Genomic DNA, 16,870 nt, shown 5'->3' on the forward strand with positions numbered 1-16,870 from the left:
CCCACCCGCAGCGTGTCACGACCGCGTCAGGCTTCGCGCAGGGCCAGCGCCGGCGGCGTGTGCAGGATGCGGCGGGTGCCCCACCAGCCGGCCAGCAGGCTCAGCCCGATACCGACCAGCCCGCCCAGCAGCAGGCCCGGCCAGGGCGGCAGCAGCGGCAGCTCGAACACCTTCTGCGAAACCACCACACCGATGGCCGCGGCCGCGCCCACCGCCAGCAACGCGGCCAGGGTGCCCAGCGCACCGAACTCGACCAGCACCGCGCCACGCAGCTGGCGCCGGGTCGCGCCCAGCGTGCGCAGCACCGCGCTGTCGTAGCGGCGCTCGCCCGCCGTAGCCTGCAGCGCGGCCAGCAGTACCAGCACGCCGGCCAGCAGGCTGAACACCATCACCAGCTGCACCGCCTGCGCCACCCGCTCCATCACATCGCGCACCTGCGAGATCACCGCATCCACATCCAGCAGCGACAGGTTCGGCTGTGCGCGCACCAGCTCGCCCAGCCCGGCGGCCTTGCCGGCCGGCAGATGGAACGCCGACAACAGGTTGTGCGGGGTGTCACCCACCGCATTGGGGTTCAACAGCACGAAGAAGTTGGGCCGGAAGGTGTTCCAGTCGGCCTTGCGCACGCTGGTGACGGTGAACTCGCGTTGCTGCTCGCCCACCGCAATGCTGATGCGGTCACCGGGATGCACGCCATAGCGCTTGGCCCAACCGATCTCCACCGACGCTTCCGGCGCCGTGCTGTCGGCCTTCCAGAAGGTGCCGTCGACCAGCGTGTTGGCCGGCGGGAAGGTACTGCGCCAGCTGAAGTTCAACGGCCGGTTCTCGTCATCGTCATCGCGCTGGCCTTCGCCCGGATCCGCTTGGCCGCTCTGTTCCGGCGTGCGGTCCACCCGCAGCGGCGGCTTGCCGTTGATCGCGATCAGGCGGCCGGTGGCCATCGGTTCGATGCTGGCGTCGTTGGCGCCGAGCCCGCGCAGCGCGGCCAGCACGTCCTGGCGCTGTTCGGGCTGGATGTTGATCAGGAAGTAGTTCGGTGTATCGGCCGGCAGTCGCTCGCGCCACTGCTGCAGCAGGCCGGGTCCGGTCACCGCCAGCAGCAGCAACGCACACAGCGACAGCGACAGCCCGACCAGCTGCATCACCGCCAGCAGCCGGCGCCGGGTCAGTGCGGCCAGGCCCAGCCGCCAGTTGCCGTGCAGGCGGTGCTGCAGGCCGCGCAGCAGCTGCAGCAGCACGAAGCCGACCACGCCGGCCGCCACCGCCAGCGCGGCCAGGCCGCCCAGCACCCACAGCGCCAGTTTCAGGTCACCGGTGACCTGCACCGCCAGCAGCAGGCTGGCGCCCAGCGCGGCCACGTAGGCCAACAGCGAGGCCGGCGGCAGCGCGGCGAAGGAGCGGTTGAGCACGCGCATCGGCGGCACCCCGCGCAGGCGCAGCAGCGGCGGCAGGCCGAAACCGAACAGCAGCAACAAGCCGATGCCGGCGCCGGTCAGTGCTGGCATCGCTTCGGGCAGCGGCAGGCGCTGCGGCACCAGGCTGCCCAGCACCTGCACCAGGCCTTCCTGCGCGGCCATGCCAAGGCCGATGCCGAGCGCGCAGGCCGGCACCGCCAGCATCAGCAGCTGCAGCGCCAGGCCAAGCAGGACGTCGCGCTGGCGTGCGCCCAGGCAGCGCAGCACCGCCACCTGGTCGATGCGGCGCAGGGCGAAACGGTTGGCCGCCAGTGCGGTCGCCACGCCGGCCAGAAGTACCGCCAGCAGCGCGCTCAGGCCGAGGAAGCGGCCGGCCAGGTCGAAGGCCTGGCGCACGCCGCGCTGGGTGTCGTCCACACTCAGCAGGCGCTGGCCCTTCACCTGTGGCAGCAGCCACTGGCGCAGCGCGGCAACCTGGTCGGCCGTGCCGGCGAACATCAAGCGATAGTTGACCCGGCTGCCGGGGCCGAGCAGCCCGGTGCCTTCCACATCGGCGCGGTTGACCAGCAGGGTGGGCGAGAGCGTCAGCAGGTCGCCGCCGGTGTCCGGCTCGGCCTCGATGATGCCGGCGATGCGCAGCGTGCCGCTGCCGAATTCGAGATCATCGCCGGCCTTCAACCCCAGTCCCTGCAGCAGGCGCGGGTCGGCATAGGCCTGGCCCTGCGGCGGCATGCCGGCGTTGTCGATCAGCGCACCGCCGGGCGTGACGCGCACCCGCAGCGTGCCACGCAATGGGTAGCCGGCCTGCACCGCCTTGATGCTGGCCATCTGGCTGGCATCGCTCTGGAACAGCACGCTGCCGAAACTGGCGATGCGGGTGTGTGCCAGGCCACGGCGCTGCGCTTCTTCGGCGAAGGCCGCTGCCGGATCGGTGCGGCCGGCGATGCCGAGGTCGCCGCCGAGCATCTCCGCCGCGCTGCCGGTCAGGGCCAGGTTGACCCGGTTCACCAGCGTGCCGACCGCGGTCATCACCGCCACGCCCAGCACCAGCGCGGCGAACACGGTCAGCAGGTCGCCGGCCAGGGCTTCGCGCCGCAGCGCGCGCCACGCATGCCGCAGCAGGTTCATGCCTGCGCCCCGCGCTCGACCGGCAGCAGGCGGCCGTTGTCGATGCGGTGGATGTATTGGCAGCGCTGGGCCAGGCGCAGGTCATGGGTGACCAGCACCAGCGTGGTGCCGCTGCCGGCATTGAGTTCGAACAGCAGGTCGCTGATGTGCTGGCCGGTGGCATGGTCCAGCGAGCCGGTCGGTTCGTCGGCAAACAGGATGTGCGGGCGGGTGACGAAGGCGCGTGCCAGTGCGACCCGCTGCTGCTCACCACCGGACAACTGGCGCGGATAGTGGCGGGCACGGTGGGACAGGCCGACCTGGGCCAACACCTCATCGACCCGCGCGCGATCCTCGCGGCCGGCCAGTTCCAGTGGCAGCGCGACGTTCTCGGCGGCGGTCAGCGCTGGCAGCAGGTGGAAGCTCTGGAACACGAAGCCGACGGTGCGCGCGCGCAGCTGCGCCCGCGCTTCTTCATCCAGGCTGCCCAGATCCTGCCCGGCTACCGCGATGCGGCCACGGCTGGGCAGATCCAGCCCGGCCAGCAGGCCGAGCAGGGTGGTCTTGCCGGAACCTGAAGCGCCGACGATGGCCACGCTGGTGCCTTCATGGACGGTCAGGCTGATGTTGTCCAGTATGTGGACTTCACCCTCCGGGCCCTGCACGGATTTGCCGACCTGGTCGACGGCGATGGCGACGGACGCGCTGCGGGGGGACAGGCTGTCGATGAGGAGACTCCAATGCGCAAGACGGGATGGAGCCGGCGAGCCGGCGCGATGATGGTGCTGCTGCTAGCGTTGCTGCTGTTGCCCGGGCTGGCCTGTGCCAAAGGTCCGGCCGGTACCGTGCTGGTGCTCGGCGACAGCCTCAGTGCTGCCCACAATATCCCCGCCGATGCCGGTTGGGTCAGCCTGCTGGACAAGCGGGTCAGGCAGCAGTCGAAAACCCCGCCGCGCATCGTCAATGCCAGCATGAGCGGGGAAACCACCGCCGGTGCGCTGACCCGCCTGCCGGGCCTGCTGGCGAAGGAGAAGCCGAGCGTGGTGGTGATCGCGCTGGGCGGCAACGACGCGCTGCGCGGGCTGACCCCGGCGCAGGTGCAGGCCAACCTGGAAAAGATGGTGCAGGCCAGCCAGAAGGCCGGGGCCAAGGTGCTGCTGCTGGGCATCGACGTGCCGCCCAACTATGGCCCGGCGTACCGCCAGCGCCTGGCCGCGGTCTATCGCGCGCTGTCCACGCAGTACAAGGTGCCGCTGCTGCCGTTCCTGCTCGAAGGCGTGGCGCTGCAGCCGGGCATGATGCAGGCCGACGGCCTGCACCCTACGGCACAGGCGCAGCCGAGGGTGCTGGACAACGTCTGGCCGTTGCTCAGGCCGCTGCTCTGAACCGTTTGATTTCCTCTTGACGGAACTTCACATCACGTCCACCGTCGATACGGCATGTTTCACAAAGCTGAAGTTAGAGGGAATCACATGCGTCAGACGAAGGAGACCTCCGGCTTGGTGCTGGTGGTCGAAGACAACCGCAACATCTCCGAGATGATCGGGGAATACCTGGAAGGTCGCGGCTTCGAAGTCGACTATGCACAGGACGGCCTGGATGGCTACCGCCTTGCGGCGGAAAACAGCTATGACGTCGTGGTGCTCGACTTGATGTTGCCGCGCCTGGATGGCATCGAAGTGTGCCGTCGCCTGCGCAACGATGCGCGCAAGTCCACCCCGGTGCTGATGCTCACCGCACGCGACACGCTGGACGACAAGCTCACCGGCCTCGGTTTCGGTGCCGATGACTACCTGACCAAGCCGTTCGCGATCCAGGAACTGGAAGCCCGCCTGCGCGCGCTGATCCGCCGCGAACGTCGCCAGGTCGGTTCGGAAGTGCTCAAGGTCGCCGACCTGGTGCTCGATCCGGTCAGCATGCGTGCCACCCGTGCCGGTACCGAGCTGCAGCTGTCGCCGATCGGCCTGCGCCTGCTGACCATCCTGATGCGCGAATCGCCGCGCGTGGTCACCCGCCAGGAAATCGAACGCGAGATCTGGGGCAATGGCCTGCCCGATTCGGACACCCTGCGCAGCCATTTGTACAACCTGCGCAAGATCATCGACAAGCCGTTCGACCGTCCGCTGCTGCACACCGTGCAGAGTGCCGGTTACCGCATTGCCGACATCGCCCAGCCGATGGCCTGAGCGGAGCCCGCGCCGGTGCAGATGCAGGCACGGCCGGGCAACGGCCCAGCAGGATCAGGCCGATGAGCCGCCGGCAGCGCCGGCGGTCATCTGCCGTGCACGACTACGGCGCGGTGCGCTGCCTATAATCGCAGCGCTCTGACCGGGACTCCGTAATGCCGCACGGCCTGCCGCGCAAGATCCGTATCGCTTTCATCCTGCAGGCAGTGCTGGCCAGCCTGGGCATCCTGCTGGGTGCCTGGCTGGTATCGCTGGTGATCAAGCACAGCCTGGTCGGCGCCGCCCTGCGCGAGGAGGCGGCGTACTACTGGACGCTGCTCGACGCCTCGCCGGTGCAGCCACCACCGAACACCCAGAACATCCGCGGCTATCTGCTGGAAAACGGGCAGTCGGCGCTGAGCCTGCCGGCCAACCTGCGCAACCTGGAACCGGGCTTCCACGAACTGCCCAAGGACGACCAGCTGGTGCTGGTGGATGTACGCCCGGCCGGTCGCCTGTACCTGGTGTTCCTGCGCTCGCGCGCGGAGATGCTGGCGTTCTGGTTCGGCATCGTGCCGGTATTGCTGACCCTGCTGGCGGTGTATGGCGCCAGCTGGGTGACCTACCGTGCATCCAAACGGCTGGTATCGCCGGTGAACTGGCTGGCACGGCGGGTGTCGCGCTGGGATCCGGGTCACCCGGAGGCGGCCGATCTGGAGCCGAACAAGCTGCCGGCCGACATGCAGGGTGAGACCCGACAGCTGGCTGCTGCGCTGCATTCGCTGGCCAACCGGGTCAGCGCGCACGTCGCGCGTGAGCGCAACTTCACCCGCGATGCCAGCCATGAGCTGCGCACGCCGCTGACCGTCATCCGCGTGGCCAGCGACATGGCGCTGGGCGATGAGACCCTGCAGCCGCGCCTGCGCCGCAGCCTGCAGCGCATCCAGCGTGCCGGCCGTGACATGGAGGCGGTGATCGATGCGTTCCTGATCCTGGCCCGCGAGGCCGACGTCGAGCCGCAGATCGAACTGTTCGATGTCAACGACATCGTCCGCTACGAAGTGGACAACGCCAACGAGCTGCTGGGCAGCCGTCCGGTGTCGGTGCACCTGCACAGTGATGGCCCGGTGCAGCTGCATGCGCCGCCGCGGGTGCTGCAGGTGGTGGTCAGCAATCTGGTGCGCAACGCCTGCAGCTACACCGACGAAGGGCGCATCGACGTGTCCGTGCACAACGATCGGGTGGTGGTGCGCGATACCGGCATCGGCATGTCCGCCGAAGCACTGGCGCGGGCATTCGAGCCGTTCTACCGCGCCGAGCCGAGCCGCCCGCAGGGCACCGGCCTGGGCCTGTCGATCGTGCGCCGGCTGTGCGACCGCTTCGGCTGGAAGGTCAGCCTGAGCAGTGAACCGGGGCAGGGCACCGAGGCCACGGTGATCTTCCGCTAGAGGACTTTTGCCGGGCTGCGCCCGGCACCCGCTGAGGCAACGTCAACATCAGAAGCAGGCATTCTCTGGGGAGCAGGGCGGTGTGGGTGTGCAGGACACGCCGTAAACCCGTCCATGGGGGCTCGATGGCGCCATCCATGGCGCCAACGGTCCTGCAAACCCACACCGCCCCGCCTTCGACAGTTTCCCGCGATCCACAGTAGATCCACGCCATGCGTGGATGAATTCAGTAGATCCACGCCATGCGTGGATGGGGTGGCTCAGTTGCAGTTGACCTTCGGCGCCAGCGCCCGGGTCCAGATCGCATAGCCGGCCGGGGTCATGTGCAGCATGTCCTCGCGGAACAGCTTCGCATCCGGCTGGCCGTCGGTACCGAGCATCGGCGTGTAGATGTCGGTGTAGCCGGTATTGGGCAGTCTGGCCAACGCGGCCTTGATCAGCGTGTTGGCCTGGTTGATCGCCGGCAGCAGGTGCGCACGCGATGGGCTCGGCTTGATCGACAGGTACTCCACCGTGGTCTTCGGCAGGTCGCGATGCACGCGCTGCACGAAGGCGACCACGTCGTCGCGCACCTGGGTCGCGCTGCGGCCGCTGTTGAGGTCGTTGTCACCGGCGTAGAAGAACACCTTGCACGGTGCATACGGCACTACGATGCGGTCGGCATACCAGGTGCTGTCGCGCACTTCCGAACCGCCGAAGCCGCGATTGAACACCGGCTGGCCGGGGAAGTCGGTGGCCAGGCTCTCCCAGTAGCGGATGGAGGAGCTGCCGATGAACTCGATGCCACCGCGCGGTGGCGGGCTGGTGCGGTCAGCGCGGGCGAAACGGGCCATGTCGTCGGCCCAGGCCACGTTGGAGACCTGTTCGGGCACACGCGGTGCCGAGGGGGGGCTCAGGGCCTGCGCCAACGGTGCGGCGCTCAGCAGGCCCAGCATCAGCAGGCAGGTAGGGCGGCGGGACATCAGGTGCTCCAGCAGGCGGGGACCCTCATCTTAGAAGGGCGCGACGATGCGGTGCTTGCCTCTGGCAGGCCATTCGCCGGGGTGATCCAGGGTATGGCGGCTGGCCTTGTGGCAAAATGGCGTCCATCTGCCTATTCCTGTGCACCCATGATTCCCTGCCGTGCGTCTGAGCGGTCGCTGCGCCGCGCCCCTGTTGCTGGATGCTTCGCCCGTGGCTGACCACTTCGGCCATATGCCCCGGGGCCCGCGTCGCATCTTCCAGGCCGCCCGCTGGTCCTGGCAGGGCCTGCGTGCCGCCTGGCTGCACGAGTCCTCGTTCCGGCTGGAGGTCTACCTGCTGGTGCTGTTGACCCCGCTGGCGATCTGGCTGGGCCAGACCCCGGTAGAGCGCGCGCTGCTGATCGGCTCGATGCTGCTGGTGCTGGCGATGGAGCTGGCCAACTCGGCCATCGAGGCGGTGATCGAACGCTATGGCAGCGAGATCCACGAGCTGGCCGGCCGCGCCAAGGACATGGGCTCGGCGGCGGTGTTCGTGCTGATGATGAACGTGCTGCTGTGCTGGGCCCTGGTCGTGGTTCCGCACGCGCTGGCCGGAACCTACGGCTGAAACCCCATTCCCCCACTGCCTTGAAGAGATTCCATGTCCTTTGAGTTCCTCGCCGACCCCAACGCCTGGGTGACCCTGTTCACCCTCAGCGCGCTGGAAATCGTGCTCGGCATCGACAACCTGGTGTTCATTTCCATCGCGGTCAGCAAGCTGCCCGAAGAGCGCCGTCCGTTCGCACGCAAGCTCGGCATCGCCGTGGCGTGCATCACCCGCATCGCGCTGCTGGTGTCGCTGGCCTACCTGGCACACATGTCGGCCAATCTGTTCACCGTGGCCGGCATGGGCATCTCCATCCGCGACCTGGTGCTGATCGTCGGTGGCCTGTTCCTGATCATCAAGGGCTACATGGAGATCAAGGAGCTGATCACCGGTGGCGAAGACGAGAACCCGGCCACCAGCAAGGCGTCGGGCGTGTTCGGCATGGTCATCCTGCAGATCGCCATCATCGACATCGTGTTCTCGCTGGACTCGGTGATCACCGCCGTCGGCATCGCCGACCACATTCCGGTGATGGTCGCCGCCATCCTGCTGTCGGTGCTGGTGATGCTGCTGGCCGCCAACCCGCTGGGCCGCTTCATCGATGCCAACCCGACCGTGAAGATGCTGGCGCTGGCCTTCATCCTGCTGATCGGTGCGGTGCTGATCCTGGACGGTCTGGACGTGCACGTGCCCAAGCCCTACATCTACGTCGCGATGGGCTTCTCGGTGCTGGTGGAGTGGCTGAACCTGCTGATGCGCCGCCGCGCACGCGAACACCACGTGCCGGGTGCCGGCGACTGGTAAGCGATCCTCCCAGAACCCCCGGCCAACGCCGGGGGTTCTTCGTTCTGCCTTGTAGAGCCGAGCCCACGCTCGGCTGCTTTTGCCGCGGTGTACGGCAGCCGAGCGTGGGCTCGGCTCTACAGGGATGGGGGCAGCGACCACTTGTGAACCCGGATCAACAGTGTTTTCCCGGGGCGAGGCTTAATCGCCCGCAGCAAAGCGCGCAGGCTACGCACCTGCCCGTTTCCGCCCCCAGGAACCCCCATGAACTCCAGAGCCGCCCTGCTGGCCCTCGCCGTCGGCGCTTTCGCCATCGGCACCACTGAATTCGCGCCGATGGGCCTGCTACCGGTCATCGCCGATGGCGTCGGCGTCGGCATTCCCACCGCCGGCATGCTGATCACCGCCTATGCCGTGGGCGTGATGCTGGGTGCCCCGGTGATGACCCTGCTGATGGGGCGCTTCGGCAAGCGCACCGCGCTGATGCTGCTGATGTCGATCTTCGTGGTCGGCAACCTGCTGTCCGCGCTGGCGCCGAATTACGGCCTGCTGCTGTTGTCGCGGCTGGTCACCAGCCTCAACCATGGTGCCTTCTTCGGCATCGGCGCGGTGGTCGCCGCCAGCCTGGTACCGAAGGAAAAGCAGGCCGCTGCCGTAGCCACCATGTTCATGGGCCTGACCATCGCCAACATCGGTGGCGTGCCGTTGGCCACGTGGGTGGGCCAGCAGCTGGGCTGGCGCCTGTCCTTTGCCGGCACGGCGGTGCTGGGCCTGGTCGCGATCACCGCGCTGGGGCTGGCCCTTCCGGCGTCGGCGCCGGGCCCGCGCCCGGACGTGCGCCGCGAGTTGAAGGCGATCGCGCAGCCGCAGGTGCTGCTGGCGATGGCCACCACGGTGCTGGGTGCGGGCGCGATGTTCACCCTCTACACCTACGTGGCGCCGGTACTGACCGAACTGACCGGCGCCTCCAACGCGTTCATCGCGGTATCGCTGGCGCTGATCGGCATCGGTTTCACCGTCGGCAATGGCATCGGTGGCCGCATGGCCGACTGGTCGCTGGATGGCGCCACCCGCATCCTGCTGGCGGTCCTGGCCGCGCTGATGTTCGTGCTGCCGCTGGCCTTCATGAGCCACGCTACCGCCGCGTTGGGCGTGCTGTTGTTCGGTGCGGCGACCTTCGCCATCGTGCCGCCGTTGCAGATCCGGGTGATGCAGGCGGCGAGCGAAGCGCCGGGCCTGGCCTCGTCGATCAACGTGGGTGCATTCAACCTGGGCAATGCGCTGGGGGCCGCGCTGGGTGGGGCGGTGATCAGCCTGGGCCTGGGCTACGCCGCGATTCCGGTGGCGGGTGGCCTGCTGGCTGCTGCCGCGCTGGTGCTGGCGTGGTGGGGGCGGGTGCGTTCCCCGGTGGCTGAAGCCTGCTGAGGGGGTGTTCCGGCAGGGCTTGAAGCCCTGCACCCGCCGAATCAACGTCAACGGCAAAAGCCTGCATTCCGTGGGATGGCGGGGTAGGTCCGGTTGAGGGGGGCGCTGCAAGTACGTCCATGTAAGCTCGGTCGCCGCATCCGTGCGGCTCACGCCCCCTCAACCGGACCCACCCCACCTTCGACAGTTTCCCGCGGTCTGCCGCAATGACCGGGGTCGGATCCCGTTGCTGTACAACGGGCTCTGACCCTGGTTCTGCTCTGGTAGGTGTCGACCTTGGTCGACACGAATGCATGGAGTATGGGCTTCTGCAGAGACCAGTGCGTGGATGGATCTGACTGGCTAGTATTTTTTCAGTACGGCCTCATCAGGGCTCCAGTTGTCGTCTGCACCGTCCTGCAATGATTCCGGCACCGGCCAGATAAGTACGCCGGCGTCCTCGCCGGCGAGTCGATGTGCATGAACCCACAGCTCAGTCCCGGCTCGATTGAATGCAAGGGATTTCAATGCGATTCCTTCTGGAATAGCGAGGCGCGAGACGTGCTTGCCGGAATCCATGCGCCAGACATCGACGTAACGGCCCGGTGAAGCACCTGTAACCGTCATCGCGAGCAGCCTTCCATGCGCCGTGCGTGCCAGGGCCTGAGTACCGGCTTTTCGTTCTACCTCAAATGCCGCTTCCCCGTTGGAAAGACGATGAATGCGAAGAACTTCCCTCTGGTCTGTTGGATCACGAGCCTCTTCGGCGACCCAGTCGCCCGCGACGCTCCCTAACACCAAGCGTCCAGTGCTTCCGGACCTCAGTGAAAAGCTCTTGACCACATCGCCTGACGCAGGTGCAACACCAACCAGACCGCAACTTGTGAACCAGAAGAGTCCGTCTCCCAGATCAGGTGCGGGACCTGAGGAGCAGGATTGCATGTAGCCAAAGACGCGCCGTCTCAAGTTGGTTCTGTCTTTCCAAAGGTCCTTCATCGCGATGGCTTCTCCTGATCCTGTGTCCATGATCCGCTCAGGGAAGCGCTCTTCTGTCGCCATATGAGACTCCGAGTAAAGATAGGAGTTGCCATCTACATCGAGTTGCCAGCGAGGAGCCATGGTGCTCTGCATGCAACGGTTGCTTCGGATGGACCCGGTCGCATCAACGCTGATCTGCACAGGGCAGGACGTGAGAATCTGTTGCGTCAGACTTGGCTCGGTTGCGATCAGGACCCATAACCGCCCCTTTCGGTCGACCTTTGTCTCGATGACCCGCTGACTTTCACCCATCTGCCAAGCCACGACGCCCCCGTCCTTCTTCGCGGCAACGTAACCGTATGACCTGTTGGTGGCTGACGTGACATGGAACTGGTCACCGGATAGCGAACGAATCTGGCCAGAGTTGTTGCCCGGTTGAATACCCTGGATCGGGAGCCACTGCAGCATCGTCGTCGCTCCATCCACGGGTAGACGAGGGGCGATGCGCTGAACCGGCGTCTCATCGCTTCGGTTGAACAGATTCGAGATGACATCCAATGATGTTCCAGGTCCCGCCGGGAGCGTTGATACCAGCGCCTGCACCTGGTCTGAGAATTCCTGGCTGGCGTGGTTCTCTGTGATCATCTCGGTCTCCCAATGCGGGTAGGGCACACCGACGACCCCCGGAATGGATGCGAAGGCCTTCCATTTGACACGGCGTTGTTCCTGGCGCCGTTCCGCATACCAAAGGAGTGTCTGCGAAGGAGCGCCTGTCATATCCGTCAGGTCGATCAGAACAACGTGCTTGTCGCCTGACTTGCGTCGCGAAGTGTCAATGTGGGAACTGGAGAACGTCAGTCGATCCACTGTCAGATCAGTGAACGAGCCACCTGTGGGATCGAGATCGGATGGAGACAGCTGTTCTACGTAAGTACGCCAGCGCGACTTCTCTTCGGGGGCGATGACCCCCAACGTGGCCGCTACATCGATTGCATCAAGGTTCTTCGCGAACACGACTGCACTTTTCTCAGGGTGGAAGTGTCCGTAGACCTTGATCCACGCCCGCTCCATGTCCCCCAGGATAGGTTGAGCGCCATCCCTCTGGCGGAATGAGCTGGAAAAATAGTCTCGTGCACGAAGCGCAGTGCTGACCTCCTGCGTCGATGCGGACACGATGTAGGCCTTGCCCATATAGCTGTCACCCTCTACGTGAAGCAGCATGTCCCGGGTCAGGGCTTCGGCGGGCGTGGTGACGGCAGGCGGAGTAAGGACAGGCCCGGGCGTCGGAGCATCCCGCGTGGGCCCCGGGGTTGGCTGGGCGCAAGCCGTGGGTATGAGCACAGCGATGATGGCTGCTGTTGAAATAAGTCTGTGCATGATTGAGGTCCATGCCCATTTCCCGATCGATGGCTGCTGCATCTGAGCGGGCGGGCAGTTCAAGTGCGGGATTCCTGAACTATCTGATGCGGAAACTGTGTTGAGCCATGCAACAAGTACGAAATGGGCCCGCGATTGCCCTGCCCGGGGGACCTGGCCAACGGCAGGCGGAAGCCAGCGGCAGAGCCGCCCCCAGGCCCAGTTCAGGCAATGCGCCAGCCCCATCGCTTCAGCGACCTGCTGGTCTGGACCGGTCGGCCCTGCCGGATTCCTGTTCATCTCCACACGCTCGTTAACACCGGCCATGGCATGCTCGGCGCCAAGCCCACCCGGAACCTCCGCCATGCGCCTGTTCACCCGTGTCCTGCCCCTGATGCTGCTGGCCTCCCTGCTGTCCGGCTGCGGCTACAACGCCATCCAGCAGAAGGATGAGGCGGTCAAGGCCAGCTGGTCCGAAGTGCTCAACCAGTACAAGCGCCGTGCCGATCTGGTGCCCAACCTGGTGCAGACCGTGAAGGGTTTCGCCAGCCAGGAAGAGCGCGTGCTGACCGAAGTCACCAACGCCCGTTCGCGCGTCGGCCAGATCAATGTCAACGCCGATGACGAAGCCTCGCTCAAGCAGTTCCAGCAGGCCCAGGGCGAACTCGGCAGTGCGCTGTCGCGGCTGCTGGTGGTCACCGAGAACTATCCGGTGCTGAAGTCGGACCAGAATTTCCGCGACCTGCAGGCGCAGCTGGAAGGCACCGAAAACCGCATTACGGTGGCCCGTGGCCGCTACATCCAGCAGGTGCAGGACTACAACACCTACATCCGCTCGTTCCCGCAGGTGATCACCGCCAAGATCTTCGGCTACAAGACCAAGCCGAACTTCACCGTGGAAAACGAAGCGCAGATCTCCAACGCGCCGGCGGTCGATTTCGGCAACGCGCCGCAGCAGCAGCCGGCCCCGCAGCCGGGCCACTGACCCATGCGCCTGGCCACTGCGCTGCTGGCCTTGCTGCTGTGGCTGCCGCTGGCGTCGCAGGCGCAGCCGCTGGCGCCGATTCCGGCGCTGGATTCGCCGGTGGTCGATACCACCGGCACGCTCGATGCCACGCAGAAACAGGAGCTGGTTCAGCAGGCGCTGGACCTCCAGCAGCGCAAGGGCAGCCAGTTGCAGGTGCTGGTGGTACCCACGACCCAGCCGGAAGACATCGCGCAGTACACCACCCGCGTCTTCGACCAGTGGCAGATCGGCCGCAAGGGTGTGGATGACGGCGTGCTGCTGGTGGTGGCCAAGGACGACCGGCGTGTGCGCATCGAACCGGGCTACGGCCTGGAAGGGGCGATCCCCGACGCCATCGCCAACCGTGTCATCCAGGAATACCTGGTGCCGCGTTTCCGCGCCGGCGACTACGCCAGTGGCATCACCGATGCCACTGCAGTGCTGGTGAAGATCGTCGACGGTGAAGCACTGCCTGCGCCGGTCAGCAGCCAGCGTGGCCGCGAGCCCGACGGTGGCGGCGATACCTGGTTCCTGGCGCTGTTCATCGGCGTATTCGCCGGCAGCATCCTGCGCGGCGTGTTCTCGCGCGTGCCGCGACCGCTGCGTGGCCTGCTGGGCGGTGCCGGTGCAGCACTGGCGGCATTTCTGTTCACCTCAACTCTGTTGGCCAGTGGCCTGGCGGGCATCGTGGGCCTGATCGTGGCGATGCTGTCCGGCCACCCGGGCCGCTTTGCCGGTGGCGGCGGCTGGGGCGGGGGCAGCTGGGGCGGCGGAGGCGGCTTCGGCGGAGGTGGTGGATTCGGTGGCGGCGGTGGCTGGGGCGGCGGCGGTGGCCGTTCCGGCGGCGGCGGTGCTTCGGGAGGCTGGTGATGATCCAACGTCTGTGTCGCCATGTGTTCTCGCCCTCGGTAAGGCGGGCGTTCCCGCCGGCCACGCTGCAGGCGATCACCGAGGCCATCGCCGCCGGTGAGCAGCGCCATGGCGGGCAGGTGATGTTCGCGGTGGAGGCCGACCTGCCGCTGGACGCGCTGTGGCAGCGGGTCACGCCGCGCCAGGCCGCCGAGCAGGCCTTCGCCCGCCTGCGCACCTGGGATACGGCCCATAACAATGGCGTGCTGATCTACCTGCTGCTGGCCGACCACGCCATCGAGATCGTGGCCGACCGTGGCCTGCACGGACGGGTCAGCCCGGCGCAATGGCAGCGGGTCTGCACCCATCTGCGCGAGGGCCTGCGCGGGGCCAATCCGGTGGCGGCGCTGCAGGGGGCCATCGATGAGGTGTCGAGCCTGATTGAAGGGCACTTTCCGGCCGCGGCGCGGTCGGAGGATGAGGCGTTGCCGGACACCCCGCAGATCCTGGGCTGAACCCCGTTCTGCGATGTGCGGGCCGCCCCGTGCCGATGCCGGCCCGAGGCCGGGCCGGGACGCTAAAATGTCCGTACTCCTGCCAGGCGTCTTCCATGATCTATTTCCACGACATCGACCCCATCGCCCTCTCGCTGGGACCGATCAAGGTGCATTGGTACGGCATCATGTACCTGCTCGGCTTCACCGCCGCCTGGCTGCTGGGCCGCACGCGCATCGCGGCAGGGCGCCTGCCGGGCGTCGATGCCAATGGATTCTCCGACCTGCTGTTCTACGCCATGCTGGGCGTGGTGCTGGGCGGGCGCATCGGCTACATGCTGTTCTATGCGCTGGGCGATTTCCTGCACAACCCGCTGCTGCTGTTCAAGGTGTGGGATGGCGGCATGAGCTTCCACGGCGGCCTGCTGGGCGTGCTCGGTGCCTGCTGGTGGTGGTCGCGCAAGCACAAGCTGCATTTCTTCGACACCATGGATTTCATGGCGCCGCTGGTGCCGCTGGGCCTGGGTTTTGGCCGCATCGGCAACTTCATCGGCGCCGAGCTGTGGGGCAAGTACACCGATGGCACGTGGGGCGTGGTGTTCCCGTCCGGTCTGCCGGCGCCGCTGAACCAGCTCGATCACGCGACGCTGCAGGCGCAGTTCGCCAGCGGCGCGCTGAACCAGTTCGCCCGCCATCCCTCGCAGCTGTATGAAGCATTCCTGGAAGGCCTGGTGATGTTCGTGGTGCTGTGGGCGGTGTCGGCCAAGCCGCGCCATCGTTACCTCGTCGGTGGCCTGTTCGCGCTGATGTACGGCCTGTTCCGCTTCGCGGTGGAGTTCGTGCGCATGCCCGACAACGGTGTCTACGTCGCGTTCGACTGGCTGACCCGTGGCCAGATCCTGAGCCTGCCGCTGATTGCCTTCGGCCTGGTGCTGCTGGTGATGTCGCGCCGCGCGCCGGTGCTACAGCCGCAGCCGCCGGTGGCCGCCGAGGGCAAGGCATGAAGCCCTACCTGGACCTGCTCTCGCATGTGCTCGAACACGGCGCGGAGAAGAGTGATCGCACCGGCACCGGCACCCGCAGCGTGTTCGGCTGGCAGATGCGCTTCAACCTCAACGAAGGCTTCCCGCTGGTCACCACCAAGAAGCTGCACCTGCGCTCGATCATCCACGAGCTGCTGTGGTTCCTGAAGGGCGACACCAATATCGGTTACCTGAAGGACAACCAGGTGCGGATCTGGGACGAGTGGGCCGACGCCAACGGCGATCTCGGCCCGGTGTACGGCAAGCAGTGGCGCAGCTGGGCCACTGCCGATGGCGGCGCGATCGACCAGATGCAGTGGCTGGTGGACGAGATCAAGCGCAACCCCGATTCGCGGCGGCTGGTGGTCAGCGCCTGGAACGTGGGCGAGCTCTCGCAGATGGCGCTGATGCCGTGCCACAACCTGTTCCAGTTCTACGTGGTGGACGGCAAGCTCAGCTGCCAGCTGTACCAGCGCAGCGGCGACATCTTCCTCGGCGTGCCGTTCAACATCGCCAGCTACGCGCTGCTGACCCACATGGTGGCGCAGGCCACCGGCCTGGGCGTCGGCGATTTCGTGCATACGCTGGGCGATGCGCACCTGTATTCGAATCACTTCGAGCAGGCGCGCGAGCAGCTGTCACGCGAACCGCGCGCGTTGCCGACGCTGCGGTTGAACCCGGAGGTGACCGACCTGTTCGGTTTCCAGTTCGACGACATCCGCATCGACGGCTACGACCCGCATCCGGCCATCAAGGCACCGGTGGCGGTGTGAGCGCGATGAAGCTGTCGATGATCGTGGCGCTGGACCGCAACCGGGGCATCGGCCAGGGCAATGCCATGCCCTGGCATCTGCCGGACGACTTCAAGCACTTCAAGGCGCTGACCCTGGGCAAGCCGATCCTGATGGGGCGCAAGACCGCCGAATCGATCGGCCGCGTGTTGCCGGGGCGGACCAACCTGGTGCTCACCCGCAGCGGCCAGGTGCCATTCGAGGGCATGCGTGCGGTGGCGTCGCTGGAGGAGGCCAAGGCGATTGCCGAAGGCGAGGGCGCCAGTGAGCTGTGCATCATCGGCGGCGGCGAGATATTCCACCAGCTGCTGGACCAGGCCAGCGACCTGTACCTGACCTGGGTCGATGCGGAGGTGCCGGCTGACACGCATTTCCCTGAAGTGGATGCGCAGGACTGGCAGGAAGTGAACAGCGAGCCGCACCCGGCCGATGCGCGCCACGCCTACGCGTTCCGCTTCGTGCACTACCTGCGCCGCTGAGGGCAACGCACGAGTAGAGTCGAGC

The 16,870-nt window shown here is 66.7% G+C and carries 16 protein-coding genes; 12 read left to right on the forward strand and 4 right to left on the reverse strand.

The window, feature by feature from the left end; all coding sequences use genetic code 11:
• Positions 1–26: 26 nt before the first annotated feature.
• Both C9412_RS00520 and C9412_RS00525 read right to left on the reverse strand, forming a co-directional pair.
• Positions 27–2,543 carry an FtsX-like permease family protein gene (locus C9412_RS00520; protein ID WP_107229887.1) on the reverse strand — a complete coding sequence of 839 codons (2,517 nt, stop codon included), beginning with the start codon at positions 2,541–2,543 and terminating at the stop codon, positions 27–29.
• The gene (locus C9412_RS00525) at positions 2,540–3,187 is read right to left on the reverse strand and encodes an ATP-binding cassette domain-containing protein (protein ID WP_107229888.1); all 648 of its coding nucleotides are present in this window, start codon (positions 3,185–3,187) and stop codon (positions 2,540–2,542) included. Before C9412_RS00525 ends, C9412_RS00520 begins: the two co-directional genes overlap by 4 nt.
• Before the next feature lie 75 nt (positions 3,188–3,262).
• Between C9412_RS00525 and C9412_RS00530 the strand changes: the two genes are divergently transcribed.
• From C9412_RS00530 to C9412_RS00540, 3 genes are all read left to right on the forward strand, one after another.
• Positions 3,263–3,907, forward strand: a complete 645-nt coding sequence (locus C9412_RS00530) for an arylesterase (RefSeq protein WP_107229889.1) — start codon at positions 3,263–3,265, stop codon at positions 3,905–3,907.
• An 87-nt stretch (positions 3,908–3,994) separates the two neighbouring features.
• Positions 3,995–4,708, forward strand: coding sequence for a response regulator transcription factor (locus C9412_RS00535; RefSeq protein WP_002811889.1), 714 nt, complete (start codon positions 3,995–3,997; stop codon positions 4,706–4,708).
• A gap of 155 nt (positions 4,709–4,863) precedes the next feature.
• The gene (locus C9412_RS00540) at positions 4,864–6,135 is read left to right on the forward strand and encodes a HAMP domain-containing sensor histidine kinase (RefSeq protein WP_107229890.1); all 1,272 of its coding nucleotides are present in this window, start codon (positions 4,864–4,866) and stop codon (positions 6,133–6,135) included.
• Between the two features lie 260 nt (positions 6,136–6,395).
• On the opposite strand, the gene C9412_RS00545 is transcribed toward C9412_RS00540, so the two are convergent.
• Positions 6,396–7,097 carry an SGNH/GDSL hydrolase family protein gene (locus tag C9412_RS00545; protein WP_107229891.1) on the reverse strand — a complete coding sequence of 234 codons (702 nt, stop codon included), beginning with the start codon at positions 7,095–7,097 and terminating at the stop codon, positions 6,396–6,398.
• Between the two features lie 211 nt (positions 7,098–7,308).
• Between C9412_RS00545 and C9412_RS00550 the strand changes: the two genes are divergently transcribed.
• From C9412_RS00550 to C9412_RS00560, 3 genes are all read left to right on the forward strand, one after another.
• Positions 7,309–7,704 carry a diacylglycerol kinase gene (locus C9412_RS00550; protein ID WP_107230410.1) on the forward strand — a complete coding sequence of 132 codons (396 nt, stop codon included), beginning with the start codon at positions 7,309–7,311 and terminating at the stop codon, positions 7,702–7,704.
• Between the two features lie 33 nt (positions 7,705–7,737).
• Positions 7,738–8,487 carry a TerC family protein gene (locus C9412_RS00555; protein ID WP_107229892.1) on the forward strand — a complete coding sequence of 250 codons (750 nt, stop codon included), beginning with the start codon at positions 7,738–7,740 and terminating at the stop codon, positions 8,485–8,487.
• Positions 8,488–8,730: 243 nt separating this feature from the next.
• Positions 8,731–9,891 (forward strand): MFS transporter, encoded by a 1,161-nt coding sequence (locus C9412_RS00560; RefSeq protein WP_107229893.1) that lies wholly within the window; start codon positions 8,731–8,733, stop codon positions 9,889–9,891.
• 342 nt (positions 9,892–10,233) lie between these two features.
• Here the strand turns inward: C9412_RS00560 and C9412_RS00565 are convergent, their stop codons facing one another.
• Positions 10,234–12,570 carry a hypothetical protein gene (locus C9412_RS00565; protein WP_146160111.1) on the reverse strand — a complete coding sequence of 779 codons (2,337 nt, stop codon included), beginning with the start codon at positions 12,568–12,570 and terminating at the stop codon, positions 10,234–10,236.
• Between C9412_RS00565 and C9412_RS00570 the strand changes: the two genes are divergently transcribed.
• The 6 genes from C9412_RS00570 to C9412_RS00595 all read left to right on the forward strand — a co-directional run bounded on the left by C9412_RS00570 (position 12,569) and on the right by C9412_RS00595 (position 16,845).
• Positions 12,569–13,189: a LemA family protein gene (locus C9412_RS00570; protein WP_069139522.1), complete on the forward strand. Its 621-nt coding sequence runs from the start codon at positions 12,569–12,571 to the stop codon at positions 13,187–13,189. The genes C9412_RS00565 and C9412_RS00570 overlap by 2 nt on opposite strands.
• 3 nt (positions 13,190–13,192) lie before the next feature.
• Positions 13,193–14,080, forward strand: a complete 888-nt coding sequence (locus tag C9412_RS00575; RefSeq protein ID WP_107229895.1) for a TPM domain-containing protein — start codon at positions 13,193–13,195, stop codon at positions 14,078–14,080.
• The gene (locus tag C9412_RS00580) at positions 14,080–14,574 is read left to right on the forward strand and encodes a TPM domain-containing protein (protein ID WP_107229896.1); all 495 of its coding nucleotides are present in this window, start codon (positions 14,080–14,082) and stop codon (positions 14,572–14,574) included. Before C9412_RS00575 ends, C9412_RS00580 begins: the two co-directional genes overlap by 1 nt.
• Before the next feature lie 95 nt (positions 14,575–14,669).
• Positions 14,670–15,557, forward strand: a complete 888-nt coding sequence (lgt, locus tag C9412_RS00585) for a prolipoprotein diacylglyceryl transferase (RefSeq protein ID WP_107229897.1) — start codon at positions 14,670–14,672, stop codon at positions 15,555–15,557.
• Complete coding sequence (locus C9412_RS00590; protein ID WP_107229898.1) at positions 15,554–16,348, forward strand: thymidylate synthase; 795 nt, start codon at positions 15,554–15,556, stop codon at positions 16,346–16,348. Before lgt ends, C9412_RS00590 begins: the two co-directional genes overlap by 4 nt.
• Positions 16,349–16,353: 5 nt before the next feature.
• Positions 16,354–16,845, forward strand: a complete 492-nt coding sequence (locus C9412_RS00595) for a dihydrofolate reductase (RefSeq protein ID WP_107229899.1) — start codon at positions 16,354–16,356, stop codon at positions 16,843–16,845.
• The last annotated feature ends 25 nt before the right edge of the window (positions 16,846–16,870 follow it).

The sequence above is a fragment of the Stenotrophomonas sp. Nf1 genome (assembly GCF_003028475.1).
Classification (GTDB): Bacteria; Pseudomonadota; Gammaproteobacteria; order Xanthomonadales; family Xanthomonadaceae; genus Stenotrophomonas.